This window comes from Shimia haliotis (assembly GCF_900114415.1).
GTDB lineage: Bacteria > Pseudomonadota > Alphaproteobacteria > Rhodobacterales > Rhodobacteraceae > Shimia > Shimia haliotis.
Window position 1 is genome coordinate 333296 of the sequence record NZ_FOSZ01000001.1, and the last position, 25361, is coordinate 358656.

At 57.8% G+C, this 25361-nt stretch carries 26 protein-coding genes; 8 read left to right on the forward strand and 18 right to left on the reverse strand.

Going from position 1 to position 25361, the window contains the following annotated elements; genetic code table 11:
- Positions 1–25: 25 nt before the first annotated feature.
- The 5 genes from BM069_RS01620 to BM069_RS01640 form a co-directional block, all read right to left on the reverse strand.
- On the reverse strand, positions 26–1420 hold the full coding sequence (locus BM069_RS01620; protein WP_093319436.1) for a DEAD/DEAH box helicase: 1395 nt from the start codon (positions 1418–1420) through the stop codon (positions 26–28).
- Between the two features lie 172 nt (positions 1421–1592).
- The gene (locus BM069_RS01625; protein ID WP_093319439.1) at positions 1593–2561 is read right to left on the reverse strand and encodes a glycosyltransferase family 2 protein; all 969 of its coding nucleotides are present in this window, start codon (positions 2559–2561) and stop codon (positions 1593–1595) included.
- A complete protein-coding gene (locus tag BM069_RS01630; protein ID WP_093319441.1) occupies positions 2558–3313 on the reverse strand; it encodes a hypothetical protein in 756 nt (251 codons plus the stop codon). The genes BM069_RS01625 and BM069_RS01630 overlap by 4 nt, the downstream gene beginning before the upstream one ends.
- Positions 3314–3361: 48 nt before the next feature.
- Positions 3362–4966, reverse strand: a complete 1605-nt coding sequence (locus BM069_RS01635) for a peptide chain release factor 3 (RefSeq protein WP_093319444.1) — start codon at positions 4964–4966, stop codon at positions 3362–3364.
- A gap of 48 nt (positions 4967–5014) precedes the next feature.
- Positions 5015–6034 carry a Hint domain-containing protein gene (locus tag BM069_RS01640; protein ID WP_093319446.1) on the reverse strand — a complete coding sequence of 340 codons (1020 nt, stop codon included), beginning with the start codon at positions 6032–6034 and terminating at the stop codon, positions 5015–5017.
- Positions 6035–6194: 160 nt separating this feature from the next.
- Here BM069_RS01640 and BM069_RS01645 point away from each other — a divergent pair, with 160 nt between their 5' ends.
- The 4 genes from BM069_RS01645 to BM069_RS01660 all read left to right on the forward strand — a co-directional run bounded on the left by BM069_RS01645 (position 6195) and on the right by BM069_RS01660 (position 10763).
- Positions 6195–6974: an SDR family oxidoreductase gene (locus BM069_RS01645; RefSeq protein WP_093319449.1), complete on the forward strand. Its 780-nt coding sequence runs from the start codon at positions 6195–6197 to the stop codon at positions 6972–6974.
- Between the two features lie 10 nt (positions 6975–6984).
- Complete coding sequence (locus BM069_RS01650; protein WP_244503495.1) at positions 6985–8139, forward strand: DNA alkylation repair protein; 1155 nt, start codon at positions 6985–6987, stop codon at positions 8137–8139.
- A gap of 93 nt (positions 8140–8232) precedes the next feature.
- Complete coding sequence (locus BM069_RS01655; protein WP_093319454.1) at positions 8233–9615, forward strand: SLC5/6 family protein; 1383 nt, start codon at positions 8233–8235, stop codon at positions 9613–9615.
- 50 nt (positions 9616–9665) lie between these two features.
- Positions 9666–10763, forward strand: coding sequence for an ABC transporter ATP-binding protein (locus BM069_RS01660; RefSeq protein WP_244503496.1), 1098 nt, complete (start codon positions 9666–9668; stop codon positions 10761–10763).
- Here the strand turns inward: BM069_RS01660 and BM069_RS01665 are convergent.
- Positions 10760–11434, reverse strand: coding sequence for a helix-turn-helix transcriptional regulator (locus BM069_RS01665; protein ID WP_093319456.1), 675 nt, complete (start codon positions 11432–11434; stop codon positions 10760–10762). The two genes, BM069_RS01660 and BM069_RS01665, sit on opposite strands and share 4 nt — an antisense overlap.
- Before the next feature lie 181 nt (positions 11435–11615).
- On the opposite strand from BM069_RS01665, the gene BM069_RS01670 reads away from it, so the two are divergent.
- From BM069_RS01670 to BM069_RS01685, 4 genes are all read left to right on the forward strand, one after another.
- The gene (locus tag BM069_RS01670; protein WP_093319459.1) at positions 11616–11834 is read left to right on the forward strand and encodes a twin-arginine translocase TatA/TatE family subunit; all 219 of its coding nucleotides are present in this window, start codon (positions 11616–11618) and stop codon (positions 11832–11834) included.
- A 16-nt stretch (positions 11835–11850) separates the two neighbouring features.
- Positions 11851–12354: a Sec-independent protein translocase protein TatB gene (tatB, locus tag BM069_RS01675; protein WP_093319461.1), complete on the forward strand. Its 504-nt coding sequence runs from the start codon at positions 11851–11853 to the stop codon at positions 12352–12354.
- Positions 12351–13301 (forward strand): twin-arginine translocase subunit TatC, encoded by a 951-nt coding sequence (gene tatC / locus BM069_RS01680; protein WP_093319464.1) that lies wholly within the window; start codon positions 12351–12353, stop codon positions 13299–13301. The genes tatB and tatC overlap by 4 nt, the downstream gene beginning before the upstream one ends.
- 123 nt (positions 13302–13424) lie before the next feature.
- The gene (locus tag BM069_RS01685; protein WP_093319466.1) at positions 13425–14270 is read left to right on the forward strand and encodes an ATP-binding protein; all 846 of its coding nucleotides are present in this window, start codon (positions 13425–13427) and stop codon (positions 14268–14270) included.
- Positions 14271–14280: 10 nt separating this feature from the next.
- Here BM069_RS01685 and BM069_RS01690 read toward each other — a convergent pair whose 3' ends face one another.
- The 12 genes from BM069_RS01690 to radA all read right to left on the reverse strand — a co-directional run bounded on the left by BM069_RS01690 (position 14281) and on the right by radA (position 25355).
- Complete coding sequence (locus BM069_RS01690) at positions 14281–15429, reverse strand: LysM peptidoglycan-binding domain-containing protein (RefSeq protein ID WP_244503497.1); 1149 nt, start codon at positions 15427–15429, stop codon at positions 14281–14283.
- Between the two features lie 154 nt (positions 15430–15583).
- Complete coding sequence (locus tag BM069_RS01695; RefSeq protein WP_093319469.1) at positions 15584–16240, reverse strand: protein-L-isoaspartate(D-aspartate) O-methyltransferase; 657 nt, start codon at positions 16238–16240, stop codon at positions 15584–15586.
- Positions 16237–17019: a 5'/3'-nucleotidase SurE gene (gene surE / locus BM069_RS01700; protein WP_093319471.1), complete on the reverse strand. Its 783-nt coding sequence runs from the start codon at positions 17017–17019 to the stop codon at positions 16237–16239. The genes BM069_RS01695 and surE overlap by 4 nt, the downstream gene beginning before the upstream one ends.
- Before the next feature lie 80 nt (positions 17020–17099).
- Positions 17100–18059 (reverse strand): hypothetical protein, encoded by a 960-nt coding sequence (locus tag BM069_RS01705; RefSeq protein ID WP_139216116.1) that lies wholly within the window; start codon positions 18057–18059, stop codon positions 17100–17102.
- A 67-nt stretch (positions 18060–18126) separates the two neighbouring features.
- Positions 18127–18771 carry an SDR family NAD(P)-dependent oxidoreductase gene (locus tag BM069_RS01710; RefSeq protein ID WP_093321206.1) on the reverse strand — a complete coding sequence of 215 codons (645 nt, stop codon included), beginning with the start codon at positions 18769–18771 and terminating at the stop codon, positions 18127–18129.
- 57 nt (positions 18772–18828) lie between these two features.
- Positions 18829–19089 carry a hypothetical protein gene (locus tag BM069_RS01715; protein WP_093319476.1) on the reverse strand — a complete coding sequence of 87 codons (261 nt, stop codon included), beginning with the start codon at positions 19087–19089 and terminating at the stop codon, positions 18829–18831.
- 131 nt (positions 19090–19220) lie between these two features.
- Positions 19221–19784 carry a DUF2199 domain-containing protein gene (locus BM069_RS01720; protein WP_093319478.1) on the reverse strand — a complete coding sequence of 188 codons (564 nt, stop codon included), beginning with the start codon at positions 19782–19784 and terminating at the stop codon, positions 19221–19223.
- Positions 19785–19786: 2 nt separating this feature from the next.
- Positions 19787–21316: an amidophosphoribosyltransferase gene (purF, locus tag BM069_RS01725; RefSeq protein WP_093319481.1), complete on the reverse strand. Its 1530-nt coding sequence runs from the start codon at positions 21314–21316 to the stop codon at positions 19787–19789.
- A 378-nt stretch (positions 21317–21694) separates the two neighbouring features.
- Positions 21695–21964: a GlsB/YeaQ/YmgE family stress response membrane protein gene (locus BM069_RS01730; RefSeq protein WP_093319485.1), complete on the reverse strand. Its 270-nt coding sequence runs from the start codon at positions 21962–21964 to the stop codon at positions 21695–21697.
- Between the two features lie 42 nt (positions 21965–22006).
- Positions 22007–23269, reverse strand: a complete 1263-nt coding sequence (locus BM069_RS01735) for a TAXI family TRAP transporter solute-binding subunit (RefSeq protein ID WP_093319487.1) — start codon at positions 23267–23269, stop codon at positions 22007–22009.
- 118 nt (positions 23270–23387) lie between these two features.
- Positions 23388–23942, reverse strand: a complete 555-nt coding sequence (locus BM069_RS01740; RefSeq protein ID WP_093319489.1) for a CvpA family protein — start codon at positions 23940–23942, stop codon at positions 23388–23390.
- Positions 23943–23984: 42 nt separating this feature from the next.
- Positions 23985–25355, reverse strand: a complete 1371-nt coding sequence (gene radA / locus BM069_RS01745; protein WP_093321209.1) for a DNA repair protein RadA — start codon at positions 25353–25355, stop codon at positions 23985–23987.
- Between the last annotated feature and the right edge of the window lie 6 nt (positions 25356–25361).

Sequence of the window (25361 nt, forward strand, 5' to 3'; positions counted from 1 at the left end):
CTTTTTTGATGTCTGTCGGAGCGCGTTAGCCCGCTCTGCGCTCGTCAAAGCTCAGCGCGATAAAGCTCGGCAGGTGATCCCCCATGCCGACAACCTTGTTGTTGTCATCGCGACGGTCATTTCGGCCACGCCCGCCACGAGACCGCGACGGCGATTTGCTGCGGCTTTCTTCTTTGGGCTGTTCGGGGGCCTTCGGCGCTTCGGTCTTGGTCTCTTTGACCACTTCCGGCGCGTCTTCTTTTACCTTGGCACGCGATTTGCGCGGCTCGCTTTTGACAGGGTTCTCAAGGCGGTTGATCTCTTTCTGGATCAGCGCCTCAACCGCATCAAATTGCTTCTCGTCACGCGGGCTGCAAATGGTGATTGCCTTGCCTTCGCGACCAGCGCGGCCGGTGCGGCCGATACGGTGTACGTAGTCCTCGGCATGGCCTGGGACATCAAAATTGAACACATGGCTTACGCTTGGCACATCAAGGCCGCGGGCGGCCACATCAGACGCCACCAGAATACGCAGCTCGCCATTGCGGAAACTTTCCAGCGTGCGGGTACGCTGCGACTGATCAAGATCGCCATGGATAGCTGCGGCGTCATAGCCGTATTTCTTGAGCGATTTCGCGCAGATATCTACATCGGTCTTGCGGTTGCAGAAGATAATTGCGTTGGTGCAGCCTTCGCCCTCACCATCAATCAACGCGCGCAGAACCTTACGTTTTTCGCTGCCTTCGCGGTCGCGGCGGCTGGCCTTGAACATAACCACGCCCTGTTCAATCGTTTCCGACGCGGTGGCCTGACGGGCCACTTCGATGCGTTCGGGATTGGACAGAAAGGTGTTGGTGATACGCTCGATTTCCGCCGCCATAGTGGCGGAGAAGAAGAGGGTCTGGCGGGTAAAGGGCGTGAGGCCAAAAATGCGTTCGATATCAGGGATAAAGCCCATATCCAGCATTCGGTCGGCTTCGTCGACAACCATAACTTTCACGTCCGACAAGATCAGCTTGCCGCGTTCAAAATGGTCCAGCAAACGGCCCGGTGTGGCAATCAGAACGTCGACACCTTTGTCGATGATGGCTTCCTGCTCCTTAAAGCTCACGCCACCGATCAGCAGCGCTTTGGTCAGCTTGAGGTACTTGGAATAGGCGTCAAAGTTCTCGGCCACCTGTGCGGCCAATTCTCGTGTCGGGCAAAGCACAAGGCTGCGCGGCATGCGAGCGCGGGCGCGGCCACGCGCCAGAAGCGAAAGCATCGGAAGGGTGAAACTGGCGGTTTTGCCGGTGCCAGTTTGGGCGATGCCAAGGACGTCACGGCCTTCAAGTGCAGGGGGAATCGCGCCGGCCTGGATCGGGGTTGGCGTTTCATAGCCCGCGTCGCTGATAGCTTTCAGCACCTTCGGGTTGAGGTTCAGATCAGAAAATTTTGTCATGTGTATCCGTGCTTTACGGACACGTCTGGCCCGTAGCGGCTGTGTTGGATCAGGCCCGGATGGCCCCGCGCACTTGCGCCGAATTGATCCTTGGCGCCTTGTATATCAGGAGGCCGGACGGGTCAATAAAGCGGGAGTTTGTTGTGCCACATGTTGCCAATTGGTACACAATTCACTCGAAATCAGGGAACTGTCTCTTTCGCTTAGTCTCAAGGTCGAGGTGGTACGTGCGTAGCAGGCCGTAGGCCTCCAGCTTATGACGCAAATCCTCCCGCGCCAGACACATCTCTTCAAAGAAGTCACGCAGCGCCTGCTTTCCTCCGGTTTCCTGAAGAAAGCTGAACATCTCGTACAATGACATGCCACCTGCGTCGGATTTTCGGCTTGGCTTTAGTTCCGCGCGGTATGACCCTTTGTCCATTCTGAACTCCAAGGTCCGTTGCAGGTGCCGCCAGCTCATGATGTGGCGATGACAGATCGGCATTTCCGGACTGACCTTGATTGGGGCAATTTCTTCGCCCTCAAGAAAGCCGCGATGAATGCGGAAAGACACGTCCCCAAGGCCTGTGCGCAAAAACAATTTGCCAACGTGGTGACTGACAAACCCTCCGCGCAGATAGCCACCAAATTTTGGGTACAGATCCATTTCCACTGCGCGCCTGTCATACCCCGCGCCGTTTTCCATCCACGCCTTGCAATAGGTCGCAGACGGGTCGAGGTCCTCCTGTCCGTCACTGGCCAGCGCCTCCGCAGGGCGTAGTCTCAGGCCAGGATGCGCATGTGGTGTTGCTTCAAGTGCGGCCTCTACTGAATTGTCGGGACACAGAAATTCGTCCACATCAATATGGCAAATCCAGTCCAGCCCCATCTCGGTCGCCAAGCGATAGGCGTGGGTGGCATTGACAGTTTGACGCCCTTGATGTTTTGGCGGCTTGCGGCCGTGGAGCGTCCTCCAATAGGCGCCATCCGTGTGTCGGATCGTGACTTTGGGGTGATGGCGCAAAATCTCTTGGGCCCGCGGCGTTCTTTGATCAAGGTAAACAAAGATATGCGCGGCGCCTTGTTCAAGGTGGTAGGCCACAAAATTCAACACGTCGACCGGTCGCGCCTTAATCGTCGCAACCACACCCCATTGGGTCATTTCCGCGTCTCCTGCCTAAGCCGTTTCTGTCGCATAATGTCGATGCGACGGAACACGCCGCCGCTCTCTCGATTGAGCTCGGACATGAGTGCATCCGCCAGCGGCGCCATAACAGGATCCGAGACCGCCAATTCCCAGACCGGTGCCAATAGGTTGATGTCCAAGCCACCGCTTTTTAGAGAGAAAGGCTCCATGTCCAACGGCAGCCGAACGCGTTTGCGTTTGCCAAACCCAAAGTCCTGTTTCGGGCCCAGCCCGCTAAAGGTGCGCTCAAACTCATAGAGTTTCATCACGCCAAACAACATGCGGAACGCATGGCCGGCTTCCCTTTGGGCGGGGGTGTCTCCATGCTCCGCGAAGGTTTGAATGGAGCTTACTTGCCAGCGCAAGGAGAGATGCTCCAGCAAATGGGCGCTCTCTTCGGCCCAAAGGCGGCGGAACAGGGCGGGGGCGATGTCCGGATAGCTGCGTTTGCGCAGGTTGGAAATCAATTGCGCGTTCAAAAAGCAGAGCTGAGAATTGCCTACGAATTCCTCGGCAATTTGCCGACGTTTACGGGCCCAACTGGTGTTTGGCGCATCCGGTTGTCGGACAGTCGCGCTTTCGGGCACCACTTGCGAGCGCATTGCGTCAAGGTCGGTGTCTAAGGATGGAAGGCTTTCAGGGCCAAAATCAAAAGGATCGCGACGTCCTTCATAGCGGTCCATCATGGCCGACAGGCCGCCGGAATACGTTAGGCGCTCTTCATTCATGCCACGCAGTTTGCACGGGCCAAGCGGCCCGCGCAATTGCTGATTGGATCAAACCATCATTTCCTTGGTGGCCGTCAAAGTGACGTCAGGAAAATCACGGGCAACCCGGTCGATGTCCCACTGCAGTCGCGTCAGAAAAACAACGTCGCCGTCGTGGTCGTAGCTGATGTGCTGTTTGTTGACATCTGCAAATTTTTCAACGGCTTGACGTTCGCCGTTTACCCACCTCGCTGAGGTGAACTGGCTTTGTTCAAAACGAACAGGAAGGCCGTATTCCATCTCGATCCTGCTGGCCAGAACTTCAAACTGCAACTGGCCGACCACACCAACAATAAAGCCCGAGCCGATCATCGGCTTAAAGACCTTTGCGGCACCTTCCTCGGCAAACTGCATCAACGCTTTTTCAAGGTGCTTGGCCTTCAGAGGGTCGCCCGCGCGAATGCCCTGAAGCAATTCCGGCGCAAAGCTGGGAATCCCCGTCACCCGCAGAGCTTCGCCCTCGGTAAGAGTGTCGCCAATGCGCAATTGGCCGTGGTTCGGGATACCAATGATGTCACCGGCCCATGCCTCTTCCGCCAGTTCCCGATCAGATGCGAGGAACAACACAGGGTTGGAAATCGCCATCGGTTTTTTGGTGCGCACATGAGTCAGCTTCATGCCGCGTTTAAAGTGGCCTGACGCCATACGCACAAAGGCCACTCGGTCTCTGTGTTTGGGGTCCATGTTGGCTTGCACCTTGAACACAAAGCCTGCGACCTTTTTCTCTTCAGGTGCGATTTTGCGCGGCTGCGCCATCTGTACCTGTGGCTCGGGTCCGTAGGCGCCGATGCCATCCATCAGTTCCTTGACTCCAAAGGAGTTGATCGCAGATCCAAACCAGATCGGCGTCATATGTCCTTCGAGCACGGCTTGCGGATCCAGTTGCGGCAACAGCTCTTTGGCCATTTCCACTTCTTCGCGCAGCTTCTCCAGCAGGTCGGCGGGGATCAGGTCATCAAGCCGTGCGTCGTCCAGCCCATCAATCTGTACACTTTCCGCCACCACGTTGCGGTCCGCGCGGTCCATCAACTCGAGCCGGTCGTTGAGCATGTCATAGCAGCCCATGAACTCGCGACCAACACCGATCGGCCAGCTGGCAGGGGTCACATCAATGGCTAGGTTCTCTTGAATCTCATCAATGATATCAAACGTGTCGCGGCTTTCGCGGTCCATCTTGTTACAGAAGGTGAGGATCGGCAGATCCCGTAGACGACAAACCTCAAACAATTTCTGCGTCTGGCTTTCAACACCCTTGGCCCCGTCAACCACCATCACAGCCGCATCCACTGCGGTCAGCGTGCGATAGGTGTCTTCCGAGAAATCGCTGTGGCCGGGAGTGTCCACAAGATTGAAACGGAAGTTGTTGAAATCAAAAGACATCGCCGATGCGGAGACCGAGATGCCGCGATCTTTTTCCATCTGCATGAAGTCCGAGCGGGTGCGGCGCGCTTCACCTTTGGCGCGCACCTGACCAGCCATCTGAATGGCGCCCCCATAGAGGAGGAACTTTTCTGTCAGCGTCGTTTTACCGGCGTCGGGATGCGAGATGATCGCAAAGGTCCGGCGACGGGAAATCTCGGGCGGCAGGTCGGGGCGATTAGAAGTGTCCAACATGCCAGCGCGTATAGGTCGGGCGGGCGTGGGGCGCAAGAAAAAGCAACGTTATTTTGTGGAAGCCCGCTTGAGCAATGCAGCGGCATCCGGCCGTTTGAGCAGGTTCTCGTGCACTTCAAACTTGGCAGCGGATTGACGGCTTTCGCCACCGGCTTCCCGGATCTGTTTTTTTACATCCTCGGGCAGTACAGATTGCGTCCGCGTGTCGATTTGCATGGTCTCCGCCGAAATACCTTCGGCAAAGATAATCTGATGATCGTCAAACATGATCTGATAGTAATCGACAAACCCACCTTCCTGTACATGAACAGTGGTGTCGTTCACCAGGTGACGTGCCTTAATCAAAAGCTCGGAGCGTCCCACGCCGAGGCGGTCTTCACGCTGATAGATGAACAGCCGATGGTCGGGGCTGACACGCAGATCGTTGGAATTGTTGAGAGTACCGGCGGTGATTACAATCGGAGCGAATTCGCCTGTGGCGCGATGGACCGTGTGTCCTATCCAGCGCACGGGTTGCGGGCCGTCATCACGGGTCAAGACACGATCCCCGACCTGCATCTTTTCGATTGGCCTCTGCTCTCCGGTGGCCAATGTAATATGCGTGCCCTTGGTGAAGCTCACGCAAGCCAACTGCGCAAGTCTTACCGCCGCGGATTCACGGTCAAAGCCGACAAGAACATAGGCTGTCTTTGGTGTCAGAGGTGCCAGTGGCGCGCCGTAAATGGCAACGACGCCACCGTCACTGTCCACCTCGACAAGCACCAGAACTTCGATGGTGTCCCCGCTTGGCGGCATGAAGGTTGCAACGCAATCAAGAAACACCCGCGCGTCCAATTCACCCAGATTACTGTCATCTGCCACAAAATGAGTCCCGTCGGAGTCGGTACGCAACGACAGGCTTTCTTCTTCCGCAAAGGCTGAGAGGGTGTAAATGTCGGCCGGAATCAGCTCTTCGGAAAACGAAAGCGTATCCCCAAGGTTGGCGCCATCCGTCACCACCATTGCCTCGGCACGGTAAACCGGCAGGCGCTGTGAGGGCAGAGCGTTCTCATAGGGTGATTTGGTCATGTTTCGTACCTTACTGGATGGCTGCGTCGCACGCTACAGCCTCATATTTGAAGTAAGGTTAACAAACAATTGTGGCCGCACGACGCCAGCGTCTCGGCAATATACTGGCGTCTTGCACGAAATGGGTATTTCCTGTGCGAAATTTCTAGGGGAGAATCAAATGGATCTGGGTTTGAAAGGCAAACGTGCCTTGGTTTGCGCATCGTCAAAAGGTTTAGGGCTTGGCTGTGCCCGTGCTCTGGCGGCAGAAGGCGTGGATCTGATCATGAATGCGCGTGGCGTTGACGCGCTTGAAGCCTCAGCTACGTCTATCCGGCAAGAATTCGGCGTAGATGTCGTGACGCTTGCCTGCGACGTGACATCGGAGGACGGGCAGGCAGCGCTGATTGAGGCGGCACAAGGCGTTGACATCCTTGTGAACAATGCTGGCGGTCCGCCTCCTGGCATGTGGACAGATTGGGACCGTGAAGATTTCATTTCCGCGCTTGATGCCAATATGCTGGCGCCAATTGCGCTGATTAAGGCTCTGGTGCCGGGAATGATGGATCGAGGCTGGGGGCGTGTGGTGAACATCACGTCGGTGTCGGTCAAATCCCCGATTCCTGTTCTTGGCCTATCAAACGCCGCGCGTGCGGGTCTGACCGGATATGTCGCCGGAACATCTCGGCAGGTGGCCGGATCCGGTGTGACCATCAACAATTTGCTTCCGGGTATTCATGCGACAGATCGTGCGATTTCGCTGGATAAGGGCGTGAGCGACCAGCAAGGCATCACAATGGAAGAAGCCAAAGCGCAGCGTGCGGCGACCATTCCGGCGGGGCGCTACGGCACCGCAGATGAGTTTGGCGCAACCTGTGCCTTCCTGTGCTCGCAGCATGCCGGCTTTATTGTTGGTCAGAATGTGTTGCTGGACGGCGGGGCGTTTTCTTCGGCGATGTAGGAGTTTTCGCGTGGCGAGAGGTGTCGGTGTGTCTCAGGGTTTTTCTCTCAAGGATCAGTTGTTTAACGCGGAATCCTTGCGTGATCTCGCAGAGGAATATGGCCGTGGGATCGACGGTTTTGATGCCGATGAATTCCACACCGACGTCGTCGCTGGCCTTCAGGGCCGCGAACTTATGGAACGGCTTGAGTGGATCGCTGACTGTGTTCAGGCGCGGCTGTCTGATCATTTTCCCACTATGGCTGATCAACTTGAGTCGGCGATGCCGCCCCCGTTGGATCCGACGCTTGCGGATGATGATTTTGGGCGATTCATTCATGCGGTGCCTGGAATCCTCGCGGTGCGGCACGGATTGGAAGATCACCGAGAACGGTCACTGAATCTGCTTTATGAGGCGACGCAACGGTTCTCGATGGAGTTTTATATCCGTCCGTTTCTGAACCGCTGGCCGGAAGAAACTTTCCAGCGGCTGCATCAATGGGCGGAGGATGAAAATTATCATGTCCGACGCTTGGTCAGCGAAGGCACACGTCCGAAATTGCCTTGGGCCAAAAAGGTCGACATCGATTTGCTGTCGCCATTGCCATTGTTGGACAAATTGTACGGCGACCCGACACGGTACGTGACCAGATCGGTCGCCAACCATTTGAACGACATATCAAAAACCGAGCCTGACGTTGTGACGGACCGTCTGAAACGCTGGCAAGCCAAGGCCCAGCAGGCGCCCAAAGAGCTCGGGTGGATGACGCGTCACGCGTTGCGCACGGCCGTTAAATCGGGGCATGAAGGCGCGTTGGCTTTGCTTGGGTTTCATGCGGATGCGCCAGTGACTTTGTCGCAGCTGACGATCAAGTCAGACCAGGTTGCGATTGGCGGCGCGCTTGAGTTTGAGTTGGCTTTGGCCACCCAAAGCGAGGCGGATGTTGCGGTCATGGTGGACTACGAAATGCGGTTTTTTCGTCCCAATGGGCGCGGCGGCAAAAAAATCTTCAAACTTAAACAAAGCGTGGTGCCTGCTGGTGGCCAACTGGTTTTGCAAAAACGCCACCTTCTCAAGGGAAATGCCACAACTTTCAAACTTCACCCAGGCCCACACAGTCTCGCGGTGCAGATCAACGGCAGGCAATTGGGCGAGATCAGCTTCGACGTGATTTCCCCGTCGTAAGTCTCTGACATCTCATCACGTTTTCGTGGAGCTTCTGTTGACACCCGGTTCTGTTTGATAGGCGGTTTTACCAAACGCGGACAGGGACGGACGATGCAAACCACAATTCTCGCGCTTTTTGCGCTTATTCTTTTTGCCAGCTTTCTTGCGGCTCCGCGTCAAGCGTCGGTTGACGGGTTTTTTGACGGCCAAACGGACCAAGGTGGGCAGCCGGGACTGTGGACCCTGGTTTTCAGCCAAGTCACGACGTGGATTTTTGCTCGTTCCCTGATGAATGCGGCAATCCTTGGGTTCTACTATGGTTTTGCAGGCGTTTTGGCCTATGCGGCTTATTACGGCTCCTTTTTGACCGGCGGATTTATCGTGGGGAGGCTGCGCACCGCGGGCGCCTCGTCGGTTCAGGATTGGCTTTCCGCGCGTTTCGGCAAGATCGGATCAACGTGTTACAACGCGATCATCGCGCTCCGACTGTTGTCGGAAGTTTTTGCCAATCTGATTGTGGTGGGGCTGATATTTTCCGCAGTTTTGCCGGATGTGGCTTTTGCCAATGAAGGGGCCATCGTGCTGGTAGGCGGCGTTGCTTTGGCCTATTCGGCCTGGGGCGGTCTGTCGGCTGCCTTGCGCACGGATGTGATGCAAATGTCGGTGTTTTTGCTGGTGTTTTCTGCAGCCTTCGCAGCGCTATTGCTACGACCCGGGTTTGATGTGTCGGCGGTCGTCACCGCACAAGGGGCTTCGGGCGCGCACAATGGTTGGGTGCTTTTGCTGGTCGCCGCGCTGCAGGTGTTTTCTTATCCGGTGCATGATCCGGTCATGATGGATCGCGGGTTTATTGCTGATCAGGAAACCACACGCAAAAGTTTCCTACATGCGTTCTGGATTTCAGCGCTGTGCATCTTGGGGTTCGGCTTATTCGGCGTGCAGGCCAGTCTTGAGGGGGCGGCGTACGAAACCCAGTTGATCGGAACTTGGGCCGTAATGTTCCCAAGCTGGGTGTTTGTCGCGCTGATGGTATCTTTGTTGGTGTCGGCTCTGTCGACACTGGATTCCGCATTGTCGTCTGCTGCACGGCTGGCGGTAGTTGAATGGCGCATCTTGCCGCGCAATTTGGCAGGAGGGCGCATTGCGATGCTTGCCTTTGCCGTGGGGGGCGGGGCTTTGACCTTTTGGGGCAATCAGACACTGTTTGATGCCGTGGCCGTATCAGGCACCGCCTCGATGTTTTTAACGCCCGTATTGCTGGGGAGCCTGATTGCAGGGTGGCATGTACCTGTCTGGTCCTATCTGGTGAGTTTCACCGCCGCAGTGGCAGGGGCCGCCGCGTATATGTTCCGAGGCACTGACGCTATGGGCGCAATCTTGTATGACGGACACAAGTACGAACAGCTTTTGCAGATTTGTGTCGTCGTGCTTTTGGTCGGTCTTGCCGCGGTGTTTCTGGGCGCACGCAGGGTTGAAGCGCGGGTAGGTGGCTGATACATCTCGCGAAACCCGAGGCTTTCTCTCGGAGTTGGTGAGGGACAGGCGTGAACTTGCAAACTGGCATCGACGCTCCAAGGTTGGAAATCCGCAACTTGCGTAAACGGTTCGGCAACCGCCAGGTTGTGGACGACGTGTCGCTTTCAGTAAAGCCGGGTCAGGTGACGTGTTTGCTGGGTCCGTCAGGCTGCGGCAAATCCACGACGCTGCGTATGATCGCGGGCGTGGATATGCAGGACAGCGGAGAGATTTACGTCGACGGCAATTTGATATGCGATACCTTGTTTCGCATCCCACCAGAGCGACGCCAAATTGGCCTGATGTTTCAGGACTTTGCCCTGTTTCCTCATATGAGCGTTGCGGACAACGTGGCCTTTGGCCTGAGGGGGGCGACGGCTGATAAACGCGCCCGCGTTGAGGAGTTGTTGGCTAAGGTTAATCTGAGCTGGGCGATCGACAAATATCCGCATGTTCTGTCTGGTGGTGAGCAGCAACGGGTTGCCCTTGCCCGTGCCTTGGCACCGCGACCCCGCATTATGCTGATGGACGAGCCATTTTCAGGACTCGACAACCGGTTGCGGGATGGCATTCGCGACGAAACCCTCGCGGTTCTCAAAGAAGAAGACACGGCCGTTCTGCTGGTGACACATGAGCCGGAAGAGGCGATGCGCATGGCGGACGAAATCGCGTTGATGCGCGACGGGAAAATCGTGCAGCAGGGCGCGCCCTACAACATTTACAACGCGCCTGTCGACAAACAGGCAGTGGCGTTTTTCAGTGACATTAACGTCATCCGCAGCCGCTCCAACGGAGCGTTGACCGACACACCTTTCGGTCAGTTCCTGACACCCGGATTTCAGGACGGTGAAGCCGTCGAAGTGGTGATCCGCCCGCAGCACATCAAGCTGGATTTTGACCGTGAAGGTCGCGGTCCTTTGCCGACACCAACCGATGGCGTTGCGGCGCGGGGCAAGGTGAAACGGGCGCGGTTTATGGGCAATGAGAGCTTGGTCGAGTTTGTCATGGAGCATGACGACTCCGAGTTGCATGTCACTGTTCCCAATGTCTTTTTGCCAAAACCCGACACGCCGCTTTGGTTGACGATCCGGCGCGACCGCTGTTTTGTTTTTCGCGCCGAGGTTTAGCGTCCGCCATAGTCCTCGAGCCGCTTACCGGGCTCATCGACAAACAGCCCAGGCAACAGGTCGACCGACGCGATGCGATCCACGCGGATCTGGAGAAAATCCCTGTCTGTTTCGTTCCAGACCAGCAGTGACCAAACCCGTCCCCAATAGTCGAGCTTAAGGGGGCGAACGTCCAATGCTGCGCCATCCTTGAGGCGCAGCGCCAGTTTTTGACGCGATCGGACCGAGGACCGCAGGGTCTCCAAGTGGCGCAGGCCATCGGCGGCGTCGGCAAAGGGATAAACCGCAAAGCCGAAGTTTTGACCGATAGTGCTCGCGTCTTCGGGGAGGACGGCATCAATTTTGGCGCTTAGACTTTCTGCAGCATCGCGCAGATCACCCTCCATCCCGTTGCCGACCACAGCCAAACCGATGTGTAGCGCCTCAAGTTCGGCGTTGGACAAATTCAGCGGAGGCAGGGAAATGTCGGCACGGGCGCGATATCCCGCACCGCGCTCGCCAGAGATAGGCACACCGCTGGCCATCAATGTGTCCATGTCTCTGTAGATTGTACGCAACGAGACATTGAGCCTTTCTGCAAGGTCTTCTGCACGATGAAGCGCGCCGTCCTTGAGAGTTTCGACGAGATGATAGAGCCGGTCCGAGCGTTTTGAGGGCGATTTGGCGGGCATGAGTCGCGAACTTCCTGACAAAATAGTGGCACCTGACAGAATAGTGACAAAACGGACATGGAAAACCCGTCATCTGTAGAAAAACACGGGTGATTGATGCTTTTTCGTGGGCCGTTGAGGCGCTAGGACTAGGGCAGATCATATAAACAGGTGCCAACGCACCTTAGACTGGAGAAGAAACATGGGTATTGGAAACATCGGTCTGCCGGGCATTCTGCTGATTGCGGTTGTTGTGTTGGTTCTGTTTGGGCGCGGCAAAATCAGCGGCCTGATGGGCGAAGTTGGGCGTGGTATCACCTCGTTCAAAAAAGGCATCAACGAAGGCCAAGAGGAGCTTGAACAGGAAGCTGCTGACGTCGCCAAAGACGTGACTCCCGAAGACGAAAAAGACAAAGCCTGATTGGGGCTGAGACAATATGTTTGATTTGGGGTTGCCCGAGCTTCTGGTGATTGGCGTTGTGGCGTTGATTGTTGTGGGGCCCAAAGATTTGCCGGTGATGTTCCGCACTGTGGGGCGTTTCGTTGGCAAAGCCAAAGGTATGGCGCGGGAGTTTTCCAGCGCCATGAACCAAGCTGCCGATCAGGCGGGGGTCAAAGACGTCACCGACGGTTTGAAATCCGCGACGGATGGGCTCAACAAAGTGTCCAACCCGATGAAAGCGGCGACGGATGCGCTTAAGGACACAACTGACGACTTCAAAAAGTCGATGAGTTTTGATCCGGACAGCGAAACCGGAAAGCTGGCCGCTGAACGAGCTGAGGCTGTTGAGAAAATTCGCCAGCGCACGCAAGAGGTTGGTCAGGCAAAGTTGGATGCAGAGGCCAAGGCACGCGCTCAAGAGGCGCAGGATGCGGCCGAAATGACGCCCGACCACGGTGACCCCGAGGCGCCCCAGACTGCGAAGAAGGACGAGGCATGAGCCAGACGGAAGAAATTGAAGACAGCTCCGCCCCGTTGATCGAACATTTGGCGGAATTGCGCACCCGACTGATCCGGTCGGTGTTGGCTTTTGTCGTCGCCATCAGCTTTTTCTTTGTGCCGATTGGCGGTCAGTTCATCGCAGAACATGTGTTGCACTTTCTGGTGTCTCCGATTGTAGAGGTGCTGCGCGCGCTGGGTGATCCGTCACCAACGTTGCAGTTCACGTCGCCGCAAGAGTATCTGTTTACGCTATTCCGCATTTCGATGGTCGGCGGATTTGCCTTGGCGTTTCCCGTCATCGGCTTTCAGATGTGGCGTTTTGTGGCTCCGGGTCTCTATAAGAACGAACGCGGCGCCTTTATGCCATTTATGATTGCTTCGCCGTTCATGTTCCTGTTGGGGGCAACATTTGCACAGTTGGTGGTCACACCTTTGGCAATGCAATTCTTCCTGGGATTTGCCGACGTGGCATCGGTGTTTGCCAACATCTTGGCCCCCGCTGTCGAGAATGTGCCGGGTGACGTGGCTCCTGTTGTACCTGAAACAGATCAAGGTGTGCAGATCACATTCTTCGGTAAGGTCAACGAAAGCCTTGATATCACACTGAAATTCATCATGGCCTTTGGGCTGTGCTTTCAGCTTCCGGTGCTTTTGACCCTTATGGGCAAGGCCGGATTGGTGAGCGCTAAAGGGCTCGGATCAGTGCGCAAATACGCAATGGTTGGCATTCTGGTGCTGGCCGCGCTGGTGACGCCTCCGGATGTGGTGACACAGTTGATCTTGTTCTCGGTGGTCTATGGCCTTTACGAGATTTCTATCCTTTTGGTGGCCCGCGTGGAAAAGAAACGCATCGCTCAGATGAAAGCGGATGGCACATGGTTTGAGGATGAATTGGACGACGAAGAAGGGGATGATCTGGCCGAGCATGGCCCAGACAAAACCTAAGCCTCGCAAGTGATGAAACGACAAAGGCGCATTCGGTTGGATGCGCCTTTTTCTTTTGCTCCCAGCGCCTTGCCGTTGCTGCGAGATCGTGGTTTTTTGCCGCCAACACCACAGGAGACTCTTATGTCGGACTTTGACTTGATCCGCATCGCAGACGCGCTTGAGCGCATGGCACCCGCGCCACAGGCCGCGCCGGATTTCGGGGCAGCAGACGGTTTTGTCTGGCACGTGGAGCCGGACAGGCTGGAGCCCGTTGTCAATATCAACCGAGTGGATCTGGACCTGCTGGTCGGGGTGGACCGCTCGCGCGATACGCTTTTGCAGAACACCCGCCAGTTTGCCTCGGGATTGCCAGCCAACAACGCGCTTTTGTGGGGCGCGCGGGGGATGGGCAAGTCGTCTTTGGTGAAAGCTGTGCATGCTCAGGTCCTCTCCGAAGGGCTGGGTCTAAAGATTGTTGAGTTGCAGCGCGAAGACTTGCCATCTGTGGCGCGGTTGTTGAACCTGTTGCGCGGCCGTGAGGAGCGATTCCTGTTATATTGTGATGACCTGAGTTTCAGCCACGACGACCAGCACTATAAATCGCTTAAGGCGGTGTTGGACGGCGGCATTGAAGGGCGACCCGAGAACGTGGTGTTTTATGCCACTTCAAACCGCCGGCATTTGATGCCGCGCGATATGATTGAAAACGAACGGTCCAGTTCGATCAATCCATCCGAGGCGGTTGAGGAGAAAGTCTCCCTCTCGGATCGTTTTGGCCTTTGGCTTGGGTTCCACCCGTGCTCGCAGGATGAATATCTCGCGATGATCCGCGGCTATTGCACAGCGCACGGGGTCGAAATCGACGACGACACCCTCAGAGCGGAAGCCATTGAATGGCAGGCCACACGCGGCGCGCGGTCCGGCCGTGTGGCATGGCAGTACTTTGTAGACCTAGCAGGGCGCAAGGGTGTAGCGATAAACGACTGATTTCAGGTCGTTATTGCAGGTATGGCATGGGGTCGACACTGTCGAACCCCTTGCGCACCTCAAAATGCACAAAGCTGTCTTTGGCCGGTAGCGCGGCGATGGACTGACCGCGTTTCACCTGTGCGCCCTTGGTCACTTTCACATCCGCAACATTATAATAAACAGTCATCAGATTGTTGTCGTGACGCACCACCAGAATGGTGATGTTGTCCCCGTCTGTCGTGATCGCTGCGACTTTGCCCTTGGCTGCGGCTTTGACCGGATCACCGCCTTTGCCAGCAATATCGATGCCGTTGTTTTTGCCTTTGGAGTAGGGACGGATGATTTTTCCATCCACCGGAAAGCCCATGGCGGCCGTGGACGCGCTTTGCGAGCTGCCCAGATTGTTTTCTGGCGGCTTGGCGGCTGCGGCGGAAGTGTCTTTGGGCAGGGGCTTTGTCGAACTTGGTGGCGTTGGTGTGGGGGAACCCTGTCCTGGCTGGGTGGTAACGGCGCCTGCGGCCACTGCGGCGGATTTTTGTGCCGCGTCGTTGGATGTGGTGGGCGGGATCAGAAGGATCTGGTTTTCGCGAATGGTGTAGTCGCTGCCCAAACCGTTCCAGTCGGAAAGTGCGCGCACGGAGACATTGTACAGGCGTGCAATGGTAAAGGCGGTTTCACCGCGTTTGACCTTGTGCTGGATCGGTTCAGCGCCGGTTTGAACGGGCGCGGGTTTGGAGGTGGACGCGGCTTCAAGTGTTTCGGTTTCCACGTCTGGTTGGGCGCGGTCGATGGCGCCTCCGGCCAGCGAGGCGATGTCAACGCCGTCCGTGCCGGCGGGGGCTTCGTCCACGCGGTAGGGCAGGGCCAGAATTTCGCCTTCGCGCAGCGAGGTTTCCGGCTTGATGCCGTTATAGACGCCAAGTTTGTCTGCGGGCACGCCTACTCTTGCCGCAACGTCGTTCAACGTGTCGCCGCGTTTGGCAACTGCGACCTGATAGCTTGGGTATGAAATAACGCCCCGCGCATCGGGGTTGGGGCGTTTAGCGGTTGCTGATTGAGCTGCCGACGTCGTGTCTAACCCGCCGCCCAGGTCGCTGCGCAGGTCAAAATCCAACCCGTCAGAGCAGCCCGCAAGCAGCGCAAGCACAAGACCTGTACCGGTCGCGCGCAGAGTCATTGAAGGAAGTTTTCCCATCTCGATGCCCTCGTTTGCAGCCTTTTTGGTTCGGTCTTTCGCCGTGGCCGCTGTCGTTGAATGCCCCACATTTGAGGCCAATTGGTGCTCATTTGGCGTCAACTGTCCCGTTTGCCAAGGGGAAAGCCGCACAAATTTATTCAGTTTCCCGCGCAACGCCTTCGACAAGTGGCACAAACCGCACGGAGCGCAATTCGTCATAGTCAAATCCGGTTTCGGTCCGTCGCACGCGGATCAGGCTTTGCACCGCGTCCGATTGGCCCACCGGAACCACCATGATACCGCCGATCTTGAGTTGCGCCAAGAGGGGGCCCGGAGGGTCCTCGGCGGCGGCGGTCACGATAATGCGGTCAAAGGGGGCTTGATCGGGCAGGCCAAAGCTGCCGTCCGAAATAAAGGAGGTCACATTGACCAGCCCCATAGCATCAAAAACCTGCTTGGCCTCGCGGACCAGACGGCGGTGGCGTTCCACCGTGTACACACGCCGCGCAAGGTGGCTGAGAATGGCGGCCTGATAGCCGGAGCCCGTGCCCACTTCCAGAACGCTGTCGCGCGGGGATACCTCGAGGGCTTGCGTCATCAACCCGACAACGGAGGGCTGCGAGATGGTCTGACCGCAGGCTATGGGCAGCGGCGTGTCCTCGTAGGCGCGTTCGGCAAAGAGGCCACGCACAAAGGGGCCGCGGTCAACTTTTTCCATCGCAGTCAGCACCGCAGGATCGGTCACGCCTTTGGAGCGCAACGCAAAGAGGAACTGCATTTTGCGTTCGGCAAGGGCGTCCTGTTCGGTCATTCGATGCCTTTCAGGGCGTCCAACACATCGTGGGCGGTCAAATCCGCGCGCATGGGCGTGACGGATATATAGCCGTCCAGATTGAGCGCGGCATCTGAACCGGGGGCTGTGGCGACCTGTTGGTTGCCACCTCGCGCCCAGAGGAAGCGGCGCCCAGACGGCGCGTTGTGGGGCTCGACAGAGAAGTAAGTTCCCGCACGCCGTCCCTGCGTGGCAACGCGGATGCCTTTTACATCTGCGGCCAAAACCGGTGGGACATTGACGTTATAAAACAATTTGTAGTCGCCGTTGTTGGCAGGGCCGGCAGCAAGGATCTTGCGCACAACCTCGGCGCCAAATTTGGCGGAGGCTTCAAAGGGGTCCTCGGCTGTGTAGTTGGCGGGGCCAAGGTATTGGGAAATGGCGATCGAGGCGATGCCTTGCAGCGCGCCTTCGATTGCGGCGCCGAGCGTGCCGGAATACAGGGCATTTTCTGCCGAGTTGTTGCCGCGGTTCACGCCGGACAGGATCAGGTCGGGTGGCGTGTCTTTCATCACGTCATGCACCCCTGCCAGAACACAATCCGCGGGGCTGCCTTCTGCTGCAAACCGCCGCTCGCCCATCTTGGCGATCATGGTCGGATGCGTGTAGCTGATGCAATGTCCGACGCCGGATTGCTCAAAGGCTGGGGCGACAACCCAAACCTCACCATCGGGCCCTGCGACCTCATGGGCGATTGTTTCCAGTACCTTGAGCCCTGGGGCGTTGATGCCGTCGTCATTGGTCACCAGAATACGCATGTTGGTCAGCCCTTTTGCCGTGTTGTCTCTGTCTAGTAGAGCAGGGCAGATGGAGCAAGCATTGAAGGGGTTTCGCCTGACTATGGTTTGGGCTGCAGGCTGGTGCAGACCGCCGCCAGATGCATATGGCCAATGCCAGGGAATGCGATCAGGTTATGGGACAGGCGGCATCCGTCGGTGAAACGGACCATGGACCAGCCGCTGACGGGTTTGCTCTGAGCGTTTGTGCCTTTGGCTTCGAGGCGAAAGCGGCCAACGGCGGGCAGTCGGACATTTTGGGCGCCGGACACATAATCCGTCACCTTGTAGATTTTCCACTCAATTTGATTGGAGCCGAAGTCCGGCACAACAGCCACGTCATAAGTGTTAAGGGAGATGGCCGCTTGGCCGGCGCTGGTGATTTCTGAAGTCGCACGTGCGTTGATAACGCCCCATGGCGTCGCGTGAAGCCATTTGCCCGCGTGTCCTGCCACCACCATGAGCATTTCGCTCCCGCGGGGGATGTGCAGGGGGGGCGCGATCTTGTTGCCGCTCGCATCTCGTGCGCACCCAGTGATCGGGGCGTTCACATACTCAATTCCGATGTTCCCGCCAAATCCGTTGCGCTCAACACCCACTGTCTCATAGCGCAGTTTGACAGTGACGTCCCCAGCCGGAGAGGTTGTCAATTCGAGGTCATTTCCCCCCACGGGCATGTTGATGAGTTCGGCAGGCGCGGTGGTCGATAACCTTATGACGCTGAACGCGTTGTGGGCTGCCTTGTGTTGAAACCGGTAGTCGCCGCTTTCAAGCTGATACCCCGAGCAATCGCCGAAAAGAAACCAGTCATCGCCAAGCTGTGTTGAGGTGCAGGAAGCAGGGACGAGGCCAGGAAGTTCGTGCTGCGTGTGGGTGGCCTCGGGAACGGGGCGCCAATAGCCGCAGAATTTGTTGCTGTCGATGTTCAGTGTAACGAGATCAGCATCGCCACCTGCAAAAGACGGGCCGGCAAAAAGAAGGCCGGCCACCATTCCCCAAAGAGCTTTCCCCAACGAAGTCATCGCCAATCCCTCCTGACAAGCGGCGGGATCAGGCTAGCGCAATTCTACCTTTGCGCGAAATGAAATCTTACAGCTCAAGCTTCGCAAGTAGCCGTTTGGCTTCATCTCTGGGGCTTACCAAGGTATCTCGCGGCTCGCCCGGGAAAAAACGCGCGCGGGTGCCGGTGGGCATACCTTTGGGCGTCAGAATGCTGACCTTGGGGCCGTTGGTGGCGGTCTCAAGTTGCCAGCTACGGGCCAGAGCGATTTGGGCGGCCTTGGTTGCGCCGTAGGAGCCAAAGAACTTTTCGCCACCGCGCGGGTCGTCAAAGAACACGGCTTGGCCTTCTGTGCCCAGAAGCGGCGACAGGAAAGGGATCAGGCGGCCGACGGCATCCAGATTGATCGCCACGGACTTGGACCAGTCTTTCTGGTCGATGTGGTCCGCAGGGGTCAGGGGCGCGCCGTGGGCCGCGGTGTGCAGCCAGAGGTCCACCTTGCCCCAGCGGTCATAGATCGAGCGGCAGAGTTGCGCCATGGCGTCCGCGTTGGTGATGTCCATCGGGGCCAAAGTGGCAGCGCCGCCCTTGGCCTGAATGCGGTCGTCCAACTCTTCGAGCGCGCCGGTGGTGCGGGCCACAGCCACGATGTGGTGGGTGTCGCTTAGGGCCTCGGCAAAGGCAGCGCCTAGGCCGCGGGAGGCTCCGGTGATCAGGGCAATTTTATCGGTCATGCGCCCCATGTGCGAAAATTGCGGCGCAAGGTCAAGGGACAAGCGGTCGCGTGTGGCTTAGCCCGGGATTTGCAGAGTGGTGGTGCGCCCGCCGCCTTGCAGGACAATGGTATCATCCCCGATCGCGGCAACCTTGCCGCCCGGCGTGTTGTCGCCAATTTTGACACGCAGCGTGCGGCCCGACGTGGTCATCAGGATCGCGCGTGGCGCGGCTTTGGATCCCATAACCCCCAAGAGCGTCAAGCGGGGGCGCTGTTTGAGCACACCCTTGGAGGTGGCGGTATCCGCGACGTGTTTGGGGGTTTTGACATTGGACATCGGACACTCACTAAATCTGGCATGACGCAGACATTTCCGGCGTCAGTGGTCGGTAAACCCCTGTGTCCGGATTGCCAAACCGATAGTTGGGAACTGGCAAGAATGCGCTTAGCAAGCGCGCTGGCGATGGCTCAGCCGTTCAGGTGGGGACGGACATCGGTGCCGGTGGCGGCATAGATGTCCAGCAGCTCATCAAAGCTGATCCCGTCGGTCTGTGCACGGGCGAGGGGACCTTGGCGTGCAAAAAGTTGAGGGCGTTGGCCGTCAGGACCGCCACGCAGGTCACAGGCCGTGACGTCGTCGCTTTCAAATCCGGGCAGGTCATTCATGAGAAAGCCAGCGCCGCCTGCAAACGATGCGACCGCGCCCGTGGCGTGGTCGATGTAGGCATAGAACGTTTCGGACTCGACCGCAGCCCAAGGGCCGAAGTTGAAAACCTCGTCGCTGCCTTTTATGGGGAGAGGCAGGATGCAGTGAACAAAGCGCGTGTCTTCAAGGCGGCAGAGATCGGCGGACAATTTGTCATCGCCGACGGCCACCTCGGCCGTGCCCGCGTCGCGCGGGATGGCGTGTGGCCAGCTGTCGGGGGCGTCATAGCCAATGTCAAAGACGCCGGAGAAGCTTTTGCCGGACTGCGAGCAAACGTAGTCCGGATCGTTGAAGCGACGCCATCGGCTGTCCAGAGCGAGCAACATCCTTAGGTCGTCGGCTCGGCAAGGCGGGCACCGTTCCAGCTTGCGCCGGGGGTGGGGGCCTCTTCGATTTTTTTGCTGACGCGGGTGCTGGTTTCCAGATTGGCGAGGTATTCTGCGGTCACGCCGCCTGTGACGTAGTTGCCATCAAAACAAGAACAGTCAAACTGTTCGATCTCGGGGTTGCCTTCTTTGGCGGCCCAGACGAGGTCGTCGAGTTTCTGATAAAACAGCGCATCCGCACCAAGTTCTTCTCGGATTTCTTCGATGGTCAGACCATTGGCGATAAGCTCGTGTTTTGTAGGCATATCAATGCCATAGACGTTCGGATGCGCGACTGGAGGCGATGCGGAGGCGATGTAGACTTTCTTGGCGCCTGCCTCGCGGCACATTTGCACGATCTTCTTGATGGTGTTGCCGCGCACAATCGAGTCGTCGATCAGAAGGATATTGCGCCCTTCCATTTCACGCGGGATCGCGTTGAGTTTGCGGCGCACGGATTTCTGGCGCTCGGCCTGTCCGGGCATGATGAACGTCCGGCCCACGTAGCGGTTTTTCACCAGCGCTTCGCGATAGCGGATACCGGTCACGTTGGACACTTCAAGCGCGACAGGGCGGGCGCTGTCAGGCACAGGGATCACGGCGTCGATGTCCAGACCGCTCTCGGCGATCTGCTTGGCCAGCGTTTTGCCCATGCGGATTTGCGATTGATAGACGGACACGCCGTCCAGCACGCTGTCGGGGCGGGCGAGGTAGACATATTCGAAGATGCAGGGGGTCAGTTTGCCTTCAACCGCTTGGAATTCGTGCAGATTTCCGTCGAGATCCACCAAAAGCGCTTCACCGGGTTTCACATCACGCAGCTTGGCAAAGCCGTTGATGCCAAAGGCGACGTCCTCGGAAGCAAAGGCATAGTCGTCGCCTTCGCCATCGGCGTCGCGTTTGGCCACAGACAGCGGGCGGATGCCGTGCGGGTCGCGGAAGGCGAGCATGCCCACGCCGGCGATCAGGCAGATCACTGAATAGGCGCCTTGAACGCGCTCCATTGTCATCTTCACACCAGCAAAAATGTTGCGGATCGCATCGTCGCTGCCGTTGACCTTGATGGCGTCGGCCACTTTGTCTGCCAGAACATTCAGCAGAATTTCACTGTCCGAGGTGGTGCGCAGGTGGCGGCTGTATTTGCCGGTAACCTTGGCGCGCTGTGCCTCGGTGTTGGTGATGTTGCCGTTGTGTACCAAATAGATACCGTAAGGCGCGTTGACGAAAAACGGTTGGGCCTCGGAGGCGGACAGCGAGCCGGCTGTGGGGTAGCGCACATGGCCCATGCCCACGCGGCCGGTCAGGGTATCGGCGTCAGAGGGCTGGAAGACGTCCTTAACCAGACCGTTGGCTTTGCGTTCGCGGAAAAAGCCGCCTGTGTAAGTCACGACGCCGGAGGCGTCCTGACCACGGTGTTGCAACATCAGAAGGCCGTCATAAATCTCGGCAAAGACATCGTGATTGCGATTGGCGATCCCCAGTATTCCGCACATCCGCAGGCTCCTTTGTCAGGCTTGGAAAAATTGGTGACGTTTCGACAGGGCGGGCTGTGAAACGATGGTCGCTCGGGAGAGGGTGCGTGTGGACAGACCGCGATTGGCGGTTTTGATATGGGCAGGTTGTATGCCGCTGTCCACGTGGCTGGCTCCGAATCCTGAGTCGTGCTGAGCCCCTCTTAAGGGGTCACAAACCGTATGTCACGAAAGGATGACACACGACGCAGCGAAGTTGCGCCCACATTGAAAAATGTCGCGCTAATGCTGTTCCGGCGATCAAGGAAGGCGTTCGTCGCTTGTACGGTGCCGAATCTCTGGAAGTTTCACCCTAGCGGCAGGGTGTTAACAGCCGAAAAGGGCACCGAACGGTGGGCTTCAGACCTGTTTGATCATTCGGATAATGACAAGCACCACCGCTGCGCCAATCATGGCGGAGAGAACGGAGCCGAAAAAACCGGACCCAAAACCCAGACCGAGAAGCGGCAGAGCGAAATTCGCCAAAATGGCCCCGCCAATGCCAAGGATGACATTGCCGACCAGACCAAAGCCACCGCCCCTGACAATCTTGCCAGCGAGCCAGCCGGCCAAACCGCCAATCAGGATGGCAGAAAACAAACTAGAGAATAGGGAGGTGTCGGCTTCCATGGGATTTCCTTTCGGTTTGATTGAGTGGGGAGGTGTCCGGTCTCATCCGTGCCCGGACTGCCTGTCGCGGATGCGTTTGCGCACGAGATCAATGTGCATACGCGCCTGATAGGCCGCCTGACGATAGGCGGCAGGCAGGCCGAGTTGGGATATGCGTTCGTCCATGCCCAACAATTGTTTGTCCATTTCGGCCAAAGAATCCGCGTCGGGGCGCAGGGTCAGCTCGTCTTCGATCTGGCGGATCAAGGGATAGTATTGCCAAACCCGCCACCCCATAAAATAGGCGTAAATTGACGGCAGAACGCGGAACATCGGCACCACAAAAAGCAGGATCGGTAAGGTCAGAAGCAGCAGTCGGTTGACCTGGGCCGCAACCCAATAGGGAAGCAGGTCGTGCCACGTGGAGGGGCCCTCCTGAATAAGTTGGCGCGACACTGAATTCACCGTCATCCCCGTGCCTTCGACCGTTGGGAAGGTGTGGCGGCCGGTGATGATGTCGCGTGAAGCATGTAGTTCCTTGGCGGCCATGGTCAGCCGGTTGATCAGCGCGGGGTGCAGGTCAGGCACCATGGCGAGGCGTGTTTCCAGAGCCAGCACCTTTTGTGGTGCGGGGGGGATGACATTGGTCAGGGAAATCGCGCCGCTCGGGACCGTCGCAATGGTCGTGTAGTCAAGCCGGCGGGAGATGGCGTCAAGATAAACCAGCGGCAGAAAGGAAAGGTCTGGCGCACTGAAGGCCTGCTCGAGATATGGTGCGTCAACAGTGGTCACAAACACAGCGACGTCGACCACCTTGTTGCGCAGAGCGTCAACTGCGTCGGCATAGGCAAGCGAGAGAAGAATATTGTCCACTGGGTCGAGTTCCACAGCGGCCTGAAAATCTGCAAATGCGGCGGCGGTGCCGGATCCCTCTTGTCCTGCAGTGATGCGCAGCCCCTTCCAGTGCGCTGGGTTTCTTGGCACGTCGGTCTGGGAGCGCACCAAGAACAGCATGGGTTCAAAAAACAGCCCGCCAATGGCTTCTGCGCTGTGTTTTGGCACCGGAATGCCGCCCTGAAGCAATGCGACATCAATCTCGCCGGTCTGCAGCAGGTCGACGTTTTCAGCGGACCCGTTGGAGTAACGGATGTCGACCTCGATGCCGTCGCGGGCCAGAATATCGCGGTATTGCGTCGCAACTTGCGCGTAGGCGCCGTTTTCCGGACCGGCCGCCAATGTCAGCGATTTGGGCGGCAGCAGCAGCACAAGTACAAGCCCCAGAGCAATCAGAAATGTGATCGCAAACAATCCAAGCCACCAGCGCATACAATACCCTCAATCCAATCCCTGACCAAACGCTAGCCCCGTCTGGCGATTGCGACAAGGTGCCAAAAGAAAAGCCCGCCGGAAAGGCGGGCTTTGTAAAGACCTGAGAAGCAGATGATCAGCCTTCGCAGACGTTCATCAGCTCTTCGTATTTGGCTGTGACCCAGCCCAATGCCTGCGCCGGATCGCGGTCGTCGATTTTGCCGGTCACGCGGCTGAAGACTTCGGCGGAGCGGCTGTCATCCACCATGGCAAAGCTTTGCGAGGTGATGACGGTTTCATAGACAAAAAAGGCGATCGCCACGAGCAGGATGCCACGCAAGGCACCAAAGATGAAGCCAAGCGCCTGATCCAGACCGCCAAGCGCGGAGCGTTGCACAATTGACGAAAACAGCGGCGTGAAAAGCGATACAATCACAAGGGCCAGAGCAAACACGCCGACAAAGGATGCGATCATCGAGAGATCACAGCTGTCGCCGAGATAGTCACCCAGAACCGGCACTTCTTTGACAAGAGGTTGAAATTGAGCGGCAAACATAAAGGCCAGCACGGCGGCTGCGACCCAACCTGCAATGGCCATGGTTTCGCGTACGACGCCACGGCTGTAGGCCAGCAATGCCGAGATGATGATGACGCCGGCAACGACGCCGTCAATGATGGTGAAGCCTTCCATTAGTCCCCGTTTCCTTTCGACCGCCCCCGGTCAATCTTTGGCTTATTGGTTCGCTCCAAATACTTCTCCCACAAAGCTTGCCAAATCTCCAACACGGTTGAGGTTTATTCCCTCAACGGCCGGAGCCTTGCCACCTTTCGGAGCGAGTGCCGTTGTGAAACCAAGTTTTTGCGCTTCTTTCAACCTATTTTCCGTTTGCGCCACCGAACGTAAGGCGCCTGAGAGGCTAATTTCCCCAAAAACCACCGTATCGGCGGGCAGAGCGGAATCTTCGCGGGCGGATACCAATGCGGCGGCGACTGCGAGATCTGCGGCAGGTTCGGAGACTTTCATGCCGCCTGCGACGTTGAGATAGACATCAAGGCCGGTGAAAGGAACGCCGCAGCGGGATTCGAGCACGGCAAGGATCATGGCAAGGCGGCCGCTGTCCCAGCCGACCACGGTGCGGCGAGCCTGCGGGGTGGGGCTGGGGGCGACAAGCGCTTGAAATTCGACCAGAACGGGGCGGGTGCCCTCGATGCCGGCAAAGACCACACTGCCCGCTGAGGGCTTGCCGCGATCCGACAGGAACAGGGCCGACGGGTTGCCGACTTCGGCCAAACCACGACCGGTCATTTCAAACACGCCAATTTCATCTGCTGGGCCAAAGCGGTTTTTCACGGCGCGCAGAACGCGGAATTGGTGGCCGCGTTCGCCTTCGAAATATAGCACGGTGTCGACCATATGCTCGACCACGCGCGGGCCTGCGATCTGGCCTTCCTTGGTGACGTGGCCAACAAGGATGATCGCGATGCCCTTGCGTTTGGCAAAGGCCGTGAGTTCGTGGGCGGCGGCGCGGACTTGAGAGACGGAGCCGGGCGCCGAGGAGACCGTGTCTGACCACATAGTCTGGATCGAGTCGATGATCGCCAGTTGCGGGCGTTCGGCCTCAAGAGTTGTCAGGATGTCGCGCAGGTTGGTTTCGGCGGCAAGCATCACGGGTGATTGCGTCAGACCAAGGCGTTGGGCGCGCATGCGAACTTGGGCCGCGGCTTCTTCGCCGCTGACGTAGATGGTTTTGACCCCTTGGCGGGCAAAGCGCGCTGCGGCCTGTAAAAGAAGGGTTGATTTGCCAATTCCGGGGTCGCCGCCAACCAGAATTGCACTCGCAGGAACCAGCCCGCCGCCCAGGACACGGTCCAGTTCCTTGACGCCCGAGATGGTGCGCGGGGTGGGGGCGTCCTCGGTGCTGAGGTCGCTGAGCTCGATGGTGCGGCCTTTGTGAGTGCCAAGGGAGGAGCCGGAGGGGCCAGCGCCAAAGGGGGCCTCCTCAACTATGGAGTTCCATTCGCCGCACGCTTCGCAGCGGCCAGACCATTTGGTTGAGGTTGCGCCGCATGCGGAGCAGGTGAATTGGGTTTTGCTCTTTGCCATGTTCTC